Raw genomic sequence first — 8,341 nt, forward strand, 5'->3', positions numbered from 1 at the left:
GCGCGGCGTCATGATCTCGCCGGCCGTGCGGGTGCCGAACTCGACGCTTCGCTCCATCAGCTCGGCCGTCTCGGGGTCCAACGTGCCCTGGTGGGCGGAGCGCTGGACGAGCGAGGCGAGCTCCTCGGAGCTGCGCGCCGAGCGGAGCTCCTCCTGGGGCTCGATGCCGAGGCGGCGTACGAGCGCGTTGGCGGAGCCGTTGAGCACCCGGATCGGCCACTTGCACAGGGCCGTGAAGCCACGCATGAAGCGTTGCGTCTTGCGGGCTGTCTCCAGCGGCATGGCCAGGGCGACGTTCTTGGGGACCATCTCGCCGAACAGCATCGTCAATACCGTGCCGAGCGCCAGACCGATGCCGATCGCGATCGGCGAGACCCACCCGTCCGGCACCCCGATCGCCCCCAGCGGGGAGTCGACCAGCTGGGCGATGGCCGGCTCGGCCAGGAAACCCACGGCCAGGTTGGTGATCGTGATCCCGACCTGGGCGCCCGACAGCTGCGTCGATAGGGAACGCAGAGCGCGCTGCACACCCTCGGCCGCCACGTCGCCGGCCTCGGCGGCGCGATCAACGCTGGCGCGGTCGACGGTGACGAACGAGAACTCGGCCGCCACGAAGAGCCCGCACATGGCGATCAGCGCCATCGAGGCGAGCAGAAGCAGCCACGGAGTCACGCCTCAGCGTAAGCGAGGATGCGTCGGGCGGCGCGACTCGGGGCGGTCATCCACCGCTTTGGGACGACCGGGCCCGACCCCCTACGCTGTGTCCTCCGGTCGAGGCGATCCTAGGGACACAATGCAGGCGTGGGTGCGTGGCGGGACAACTGCCCTGATCGTCTTGCTGCTCGCCGCGGCGGGCGTCACGATGGCCGAGGAGGCCACCACCCTGCCGAGCGCCGTGCAGGCCGCAGCCGGCTCACCGGTCACCGTCCACGCGGACGGGACCGACCGCCCCAACATCGTCTTCGTGATGACCGACGACATGCGTGAGGACGACCTGCGCTGGATGCCGCACACTCGCGCGCTGATCGCCGACCGCGGGATCGCCTTCACCGACGCGGTCTCCCCCCATCCCCTGTGCTGCCCGGCCCGAGCCCAGCTGGTCACCGGTCAGTACGCCCAGAACAACGGCGTGCAGCACAACGCCGGCCCGTTCGGGGGCTTTCAGGCCCTCGACCCGACCCATGAGATCAGCTCGTGGTTCAAGCAGGGCGGCTACCAGACCGGTTTCGTCGGCAAGTTCCTCAACGGCTACACCGCGCAGGACGTCCGACCCTCCGGCTGGGACCACTGGGACGCGTTGAGCGCAGGGGTCTACGACTACTTCGACTTCGCCTTCGACAACGACGGCGAGCCGAAGACCTACCGCAACAGCTATGTCACCGACGTGATCGCCGAGCGGACCAACGAGACGGTCCGCGCGTTCGCCCGACGCGACGACCCGTTCCTCCTCTACTCCTGGCACCTCGCCCCGCACTACCGCATCAACGGCAACGGCAAGCCCGTACCGCCACCCGCGTCGTCGCGGGACAGGGGCCGCTTCGACCGGGCCATCCCGCCGTCCTTCGCCTCACCCGCGTTCAACGAGCGCGAGGTGCAGGACCAGCCCCGCACGTTTCGCACTCGTCGTCCGGCTGACCCCGACGTCGTCATCATCGAGCACCGGGCCCGACTGCGAGCCCTGCAGTCGGTCGATCGGGCCGTCGAGTCGCTGGTCGAGACGCTGCGCGGCGTCGGTGAGCTCAACAACACCGTCATCGTCTTCTCCTCCGACAACGGCTACTCCCTCGGCGAGCACCGGTTCGTCGGCAAGAACGTCCTCACCGACGAAGTGCTCCGGGTGCCGTTGCTGGTCCGCGGACCCGGCATCGCCGCCGCCGCCACGTCCGACCTGCCGGTGACGCTCGTGGACCTGCCCGCCACCTTCACGTCCCTGGGTTCCGTGCAGCCCGGCTGGCTGCTCGACGGCCTCTCGTTCGTACCCACCCTGATCGGACAGGACCAGCCGTTCCGGGACACCACCCTCGTCCAGACCGGTGACGACGGTGGCGACGGCTGGGCGTATCGAGGAGTGCGCACCTCGCGCTACCTCTACGGCGTCAACGGCGCCGACGGGTTCCTCTACGACGACCTGCGTGATCCCTACCAGCTGATCAACCGCTACGACGACCCCGGCTACCTCGAGCTCCGGATGCTGCTGGAGCAGCGCCGGCTGCAGCTGCTCAGCTGTCGCGGCTCGACGTGCAACGAGACGTTCGGGCTGTTGCCCGACCCCAGCTGAGGCCTACCCTTCGGCCGTGACCGCTCCCATCACCAAGACCTTGTCGGGTCCCGAGCGTCATCTTGCGCTGCGGTTCTCCTACGGCCTGACGCCGTCGCTGCGCCGCGACGTACGCAGGCTCGGCGCCTCCGCGTGGTTCGAGCGGCAGCTCTCGCCTCGTCGCATCTCCGACCGCAGCGCCGACGACCTCGCAGCCTGGTGGCCGTCGCTGGCGCGCGGACCGCTCGATCTGTGGCAGCGCACCCAGAACGAGGTCGAGCCCGGCTGGCAGGTGATGGAGGACTACCAGCGCTGGGTGCTGATGCGCCGCATCACCTCGAAGCGCCAGCTGCTCGAGATCATGGCGGAGTTCTGGGAGAACCACCTGCACGTGCCGACGGACGCGGACGGGGTCTTCACCCACCGCGTGTCCTACGGCAAGGCGCTGCGTGCCGGAGCGCTCGGGAAGTTCAGCGACCTGCTCTTCACCGCCACCACCCACCCGGCGATGGGGATCTACCTCAACAACGCCGAGTCCACGGCCGAGCACCCCAACGAGAACCTCGGTCGCGAGCTGCTGGAGCTGCACACGGTCGGCGTGGGCCACCACTCCGAGGACGACGTCAAGGACTCCGCCCGCATCCTCACCGGGTGGCGGGTCGACGTCTGGAAGACCTTCGCCGCGTCCTACTCCCCCGCCGACCACGCGACCGGGTCGGTGCGGGTGCTGGGGTTCAAGGACTCCAACCGGCACAGGGACGGACGCCAGCTCACCCGGCGCTACACGGACTACCTGGCCTCGCATCCCGAGACGGCCCAGCGGATCGCCCGCCGGCTGGCGGTGAAGTTCGTGCGCGACGACCCGCCCCAGTCACTGGTCAACGCCCTCGCCAAGACCTATCTCAAGCACGACACCGCCATCGTGCCGGTGCTCGAGGCGCTCGTGGCCTCCCCGGTCTTCGCCGCCTCCCGCGGAACCAAGGTCCGCGATCCGGGCGAGGACGTCATCGCCACCTGGCGCGCGCTGAAGGTCAAGGCGCGCAAGCCCCTCAGCCCGGAGTCGGGTGCCGAGTCGATCCTGTGGCAGACAGCCGATCTCGGCGCGCGTCCGTTCTCCTGGCCTCGTCCCGATGGCGCCCCGATCACCAACGCGGCGTGGGCATCGACCGGCCGGATGACCGGGTCGTGGCGCATGCACTACGCCATGGCCGGCGGTTGGTGGCCGAGGAACGAGCTCGTGTACAAGTCCGCGAAGTCCTGGCTGCCAGAGAAGAAGCTGCGCTTCGACGACCTTGTCGAGCATCTCTCCCAGGAGCTGCTCTCACGACCGGCGACCACGCAGCTGACCGACGCCTGCTGCCAGGCCGTCGGTGTCAGGCAGAGCACCCGGATCGACAAGGAGCACGCCGTCGTGCAGTGGCAGATGCCGCTGCTCCTCACCACCCTGCTCGACTCCCCAGCCCATATGACCAGGTGACCACGATGACGACGACTCCCACCGCCATCGCTGCCTGCTGCGCGGACTTCGCCCGGATGCGGCTCTCGCGCCGAGCCATGTTGGGGACCGCGGCCGGCCTCGCCGGTGCGTCCGTCGTGTACGGCGGCGCGGAGGTCCGCGCGTCAGCGGCCGGCCTCGCACCGGCGTCCTCCGTCCTGGTGGTGCTCTCGCTCCGGGGCGCCGCTGACGGGCTGTCCCTCGTGGTCCCGCACGCCGACCCGGTCTACTACCAGGCGCGCCCGCGCATCGCCGTACCCGCCGATCGACTGCTCGCCCGCGACGCCATGTTCGGGCTGCACCCGTCGCTGGCACCGCTGCTGCCGATGTGGCAGGCCGGCAAGCTCGCCGCCGTCCACGCCACCGGCCTGCCCGCTCCCAACCGGTCGCACTTCGCGGCGATGGAGGAGATCGAGGACGCCAGCGCCGGATCGTCGGCGAGGGTGGGTTGGCTCAACCGGTTGATCGGCCTCGATGCGATCGCCAGCCCCGTGCAGGCCGTGGGGCTGGGCAGCGGAGTGCTGCCCACGTCCCTGAGCGGGCCGGCCGCGGCCATGGCGGCGGACTCCCTCGACGGCATCAGCATTGCCGGCGCCGACGGCGACTCCGCCGCGCGCCGTCGGGCCAGCCTGGACACCTTGTGGGGCAAGGACGGCAGCGTCCTGGGCCGCGCCGCTCGTGACACGTTCGCGTCGGTGGACACGTTCGCACCTGTCGCGGCTGGTCCCACGGAGCCGGTCAACGGTGCGGCGTACCCCTCCGGCGACCTCGGTGACTCCCTCGCGCATGCCGCAAGGATCGTTCGCGGCGACATCGGCGTGCAGGTCATCACGCTCGACCAGGGTGACTGGGACATGCACACCGGCGTCGGCACCTTGGAATGGGGCCGGATGAAGGACAACGCGGCCACCCTCGCCTCGGCCCTCGCCGCGTTCTTCACCGATATCGGGACGCTGGGCGACAAGGTGACGGTCGTGGCGCTCAGCGAGTTCGGCCGCCGGGTGGTGGAGAACGACAACTACGGCCTGGACCACGGTTACGGCAACGTCATGTTCCTGGCCGGTGCCGGGGTCATCGGTGGGCGCTACTACGGCACCTGGCCGGGGTTGAGCAACTCCCCCGACGCCGATCTCACGGTGACGACCGACTACCGCGCGGTGCTCTCGGAGGTCGTGCGCGCACGGTTCTCGGTCGACTCGAGTCGGGTGTTTCCCGGCTTCGTGGGGGCTCCCCTCGGGCTGGTCGCGGCGCGCGCCACCTGATGCACGCCACGCCACCGGGCTGCGGTAAGGTTTCGCTCGCTCAGCGCGTCGGCCCGCCGATCGCGTTCGGGCGTTCGGGCTGTAGCGCAGCTTGGTAGCGCACCTGACTGGGGGTCAGGGGGTCGCAGGTTCAAATCCTGTCAGCCCGACCGAGAAATCACCTCTGACCTGCGGAGACGCAGATCAGAGGTGATTGAGGTCTTGAGCCCGCGAGGGCCCATTCCCACAGACGGCTGCCGCAGCGAACAGTCGGGGCGGATGCTTGGAGCCGCTCAAGCCGAGGTTCCGTTCCCCGGCGTCGTGGTCGCCCCGGCGGTGGCGATCTCGTGCCGGACCAGGATCGGGTTGTCGGTGATGATGCCGTCGACTCCGTCGTCGACGAGTCGCTCGATCTGGGCCGCGCTGCTCTGGCTGGGATCGAGGGGCCATGCGAACACTTTGAGGTGCCGGGCCTGGGCGCTGTCTACGCCCGCGTCGGTGACCGTGCCCGCCGTCGGGTTGATGGTGCCCAGCCAGCTGTCCTGCCCTGTCGGGACGTTCCCGGCTCCGTCTTCGGTGATGAGTCCGAGCGGCACTGTGGGTGCGGCGTGATGGAAGGTTGCCAGAGAGGCGGCGTCGAAGCTGTGCACGAAGACCCGCCCCGATCCGGTGAAACCATGCCTGGAGAGGGCACGGGCGACCGTCGTCTCGTAGCCCGGATAGAGCTCAGGGTCCTTGAGCTCGAGGAGCAGCCCAGTCGTGGTGGGTTGCATCGCGGCCAGCAGCTCATCGAGCGTCGGGACACCGGTGCCCGCGAACTGGGGGCCCTTCCACGAGCCTGCATCCAATTGCCGGACCTCGGCCAGGGAAAAACTGCCCACCGGGTCGGCTGCGCGGCGGGGGAAGACAGTGGCGACGTCGGTGGTGCGGGAGAAGGTGGTGTCGTGAACCACGATGAGGTGCCCGTCGATGGTGCGCTGGACGTCGAACTCGACCAGGTCCGCGCCCGCCGCGGCCGCCGCGGTCATGGCCGGCACGGTGTTTTCGGGGGCGATGTCGCTGAAACCCCGGTGCGCGATGACCAGCACCGTCGCCGCGCGCTGGCCCCGTGGCTTGGCTACGCGCGCCGTGGCGACGACGTTGGTGGCCTGGAACCCGGTCGTCGAACCTCCTCGGCTGGCCAGCACGGTGTTGTTGAGCAACGCGGAAAGCGGAAGTGCCACCAGTCCGACCGCCAGACCGGCAAGGGACCCCGCCGCCGCGGCGCGGCGGGTCTTCACGCCGCAACCCTGGGTGCGGGTTTGTCCTGGTGCCCGGTCAGGCGGTTGTCGGAGATCCGGTGCCGTAGGAGCGCGGCCGCCGCGGGGATCAGTGAGAGGGCGACCATGCCGATCGCGAACAGCTCGATGTGTGCCGCGATGAGTGGCACCCCGCCGAGGTAGAAGCCAACAGTGAGCAAGCCGATGGTCCAGGCGGCGGCTCCCGCGATGTTGTAGGCGGTGAACCTGCGTCGCGGCATCCGAGCGACGCCGGCGACCACCGGGGTGAAGGTGCGGACCACCGGCACGAAGCGAGCGAGCACCACTGCCTTGGGTCCGTGCTTGGCGAAGAACGCCTGGGCGCGTTCGGCGTGCGCGCGGGAGAAGAGGCGCGACTCGGTGCTGCTGAAGACCCGGGGCCCGAACCGTCGTCCGATGAGGTACCCCACTTGGTCGCCGGCCACCGCAGCGAGCAGCAGGCCCACCCCGACCAGCCAGAAGGGGAGGTGCAGTAGCCCCCCGGCGCTGAAGACTCCGAGGGTGAACAGCAGGGAGTCACCGGGCAGGAAGAACCCGACCAGGAGGCCGGTCTCTGCGAACACGATCCCCATCGCGACCAGCAGCGCAACCGGGCCGAGGACGAGGAGGAAGGGAGTCAGGATTGCGATCATGAGGTGAACGTAGGCCGAGTCGCCTGCCGTTCACCTGACTGTCGGGTGACCGCACTCTGGGCGATCATGAGGCCGCGACGCAGGGTCGTCGTACGACGATGGCCACGTGGTCGGATGGCGTGCTGAGCAGGGTGACCGCCTCGGCGGGACCCTGGCCGTGCACGTCGTCGACCTTGCGGTGCGGCCCCAAGGTGCCGGGCCAGTCCTGGCGCCCTTCCCAGGCTGAGGTCAACCCGTCGATCCGCAGGCCGTGGAAGTTGGAGTCTCCGGTGGCGTAGACGACGTGGCCCTGCTCGATCTGCTCATGGACGAGCCGTCCGAGGACCTCGGTCTCGTGACGGTGTCGGGCCGCGAGTACGGGCCGGTCTGCCCGGTACCGCCCGTGGACCTGGACGCCCGAGACGAGGTGGTAGTTGACGAGGCAGACCGTGCGATCGAGCAGGAGGTCACGGTAGACCGCGACGGTGGCCTCCCTGGGTGGTTCCAGGCGTCGTCGATCAGCGTGCGGGTCACCGCGTCCGGGCGCGCTCAGAAAGCGTGTCCGGCATCGCACGAGCTCGAAGCGGTCCGCGCGCGCCCCTACGGCGCAGCCACCGATGAGGGGCATGTTCCACAGGTAGACAGGTGCGCCGTGGGACGTCGGCCGACGCAATCGTCCGCCGATGTGGGGGGCCAGACCAACGCGGCCGGTGTCGAGCAACAGGCCCAGCCGGGACGGGTACCACTCCTGGAGTCCGATCAGGTCGGGTGCCAGGCCGAGAACGGCGTCGAGTGCCTTGCAGGCCTCCGTTCGGCCGAGCGTGTAGAGCACGTTGGCGCTCGCGACATCCGTGGACCGTCTGGCGTCAGGTCGGTGCACAGCTCGCTGTGCCTTCATGTCCCAGTCCTGCCTGGGGAGGCGCTCACGTGCCGAATGGGCTCGGCAACGAGACGGCCCAGATCCTCGAACCCATCGGTGCACCAGTAGTCGCCGTGGGGTGTCACTGCGTACCCCTCGAGGCCATCCATTTCGTCGAGCCAGGCGCGGGCGTCGTGCCCCATGACGAGGGCGCGGTCGCGAGTGCTCCGCAGACCCCACCCGCCAGGAGGCCTCGCTCGGTGAGGCCGCGACTGGTCCGCGGGGCGAGGGCCGGGGGAACCGGGCGGCCCGTGGTGGCTGTCGATGACATGGCGTTCTCCGGTCATGCAGTGGGCTTGGACTTGAGTCTTCACCGATCGTGCACCCGTGAGCCAGCCGACAACCTGAATGCCTGCGAAGCACGTCACGTCACGTCGGGCGGTCAGGTGCCGTGCAGGTGGTAGCCATCAGGCTCTCGTGTCATGGCCCTTGCGAAGTTGACCACCGACGATCTGGCGGGTCTCGCCCCGATCGACGCAGCGGGCGACAGCTCGGAGCGAAGTCGTCTGCGAGAACGCAC

General features: G+C 69.6%; 7 protein-coding genes and 1 tRNA gene. 4 read left to right on the plus strand and 4 right to left on the minus strand.

Going from position 1 to position 8,341, the window contains the following annotated elements:
- Window positions 1-672 (minus strand): CNNM domain-containing protein (locus RMO85_RS15135; protein WP_310529555.1); only part of this gene is annotated, 672 nt, incomplete at its 3' end.
- Window positions 673-805: 133 nt separating this feature from the next.
- Here RMO85_RS15135 and RMO85_RS15140 point away from each other — a divergent pair.
- From RMO85_RS15140 to RMO85_RS15155, 4 genes are all read left to right on the plus strand, one after another.
- Window positions 806-2,278: a sulfatase gene (locus tag RMO85_RS15140; protein WP_310529556.1), complete on the plus strand. Its 1,473-nt coding sequence runs from the start codon at window positions 806-808 to the stop codon at window positions 2,276-2,278.
- A gap of 16 nt (window positions 2,279-2,294) precedes the next feature.
- Window positions 2,295-3,734, plus strand: coding sequence for a DUF1800 domain-containing protein (locus tag RMO85_RS15145; protein WP_310529557.1), 1,440 nt, complete (start codon window positions 2,295-2,297; stop codon window positions 3,732-3,734).
- Window positions 3,735-3,739: 5 nt separating this feature from the next.
- The gene (locus RMO85_RS15150) at window positions 3,740-5,014 is read left to right on the plus strand and encodes a DUF1501 domain-containing protein (protein WP_310529558.1); all 1,275 of its coding nucleotides are present in this window, start codon (window positions 3,740-3,742) and stop codon (window positions 5,012-5,014) included.
- A 75-nt stretch (window positions 5,015-5,089) separates the two neighbouring features.
- Window positions 5,090-5,163: transfer RNA gene (locus RMO85_RS15155), tRNA-Pro, on the plus strand.
- Window positions 5,164-5,286: 123 nt separating this feature from the next.
- Here the strand turns inward: RMO85_RS15155 and RMO85_RS15160 are convergent.
- The 3 genes from RMO85_RS15160 to RMO85_RS15170 all read right to left on the minus strand — a co-directional run bounded on the left by RMO85_RS15160 (window position 5,287) and on the right by RMO85_RS15170 (window position 7,800).
- Entirely contained in the window at window positions 5,287-6,273 is a 987-nt protein-coding gene (locus RMO85_RS15160) for a glycerophosphodiester phosphodiesterase family protein (RefSeq protein ID WP_310529559.1), read from the minus strand.
- Window positions 6,270-6,923 carry a VTT domain-containing protein gene (locus RMO85_RS15165; protein ID WP_310529560.1) on the minus strand — a complete coding sequence of 218 codons (654 nt, stop codon included), beginning with the start codon at window positions 6,921-6,923 and terminating at the stop codon, window positions 6,270-6,272. The genes RMO85_RS15160 and RMO85_RS15165 overlap by 4 nt, the downstream gene beginning before the upstream one ends.
- 64 nt (window positions 6,924-6,987) lie before the next feature.
- Window positions 6,988-7,800 (minus strand): hypothetical protein, encoded by an 813-nt coding sequence (locus RMO85_RS15170; RefSeq protein ID WP_310529561.1) that lies wholly within the window; start codon window positions 7,798-7,800, stop codon window positions 6,988-6,990.
- Between the last annotated feature and the right edge of the window lie 541 nt (window positions 7,801-8,341).

The sequence above is a fragment of the Nocardioides sp. genome (assembly GCF_031422975.1).
Lineage (GTDB): Bacteria > Actinomycetota > Actinomycetes > Propionibacteriales > Nocardioidaceae > Nocardioides.

Bases quoted from the DNA above. Each gene is read 5' to 3' on its own strand.
- RMO85_RS15150 (WP_310529558.1), top strand. From the start codon at position 3,740: ATGACGACGACTCCCACCGCCATCGCTGCCTGCTGCGCGGACTTCGCC.
- RMO85_RS15165 (WP_310529560.1), bottom strand. From the start codon at position 6,923: ATGATCGCAATCCTGACTCCCTTCCTCCTCGTCCTCGGCCCGGTTGCG.
- RMO85_RS15170 (WP_310529561.1), bottom strand. From the start codon at position 7,800: ATGAAGGCACAGCGAGCTGTGCACCGACCTGACGCCAGACGGTCCACG.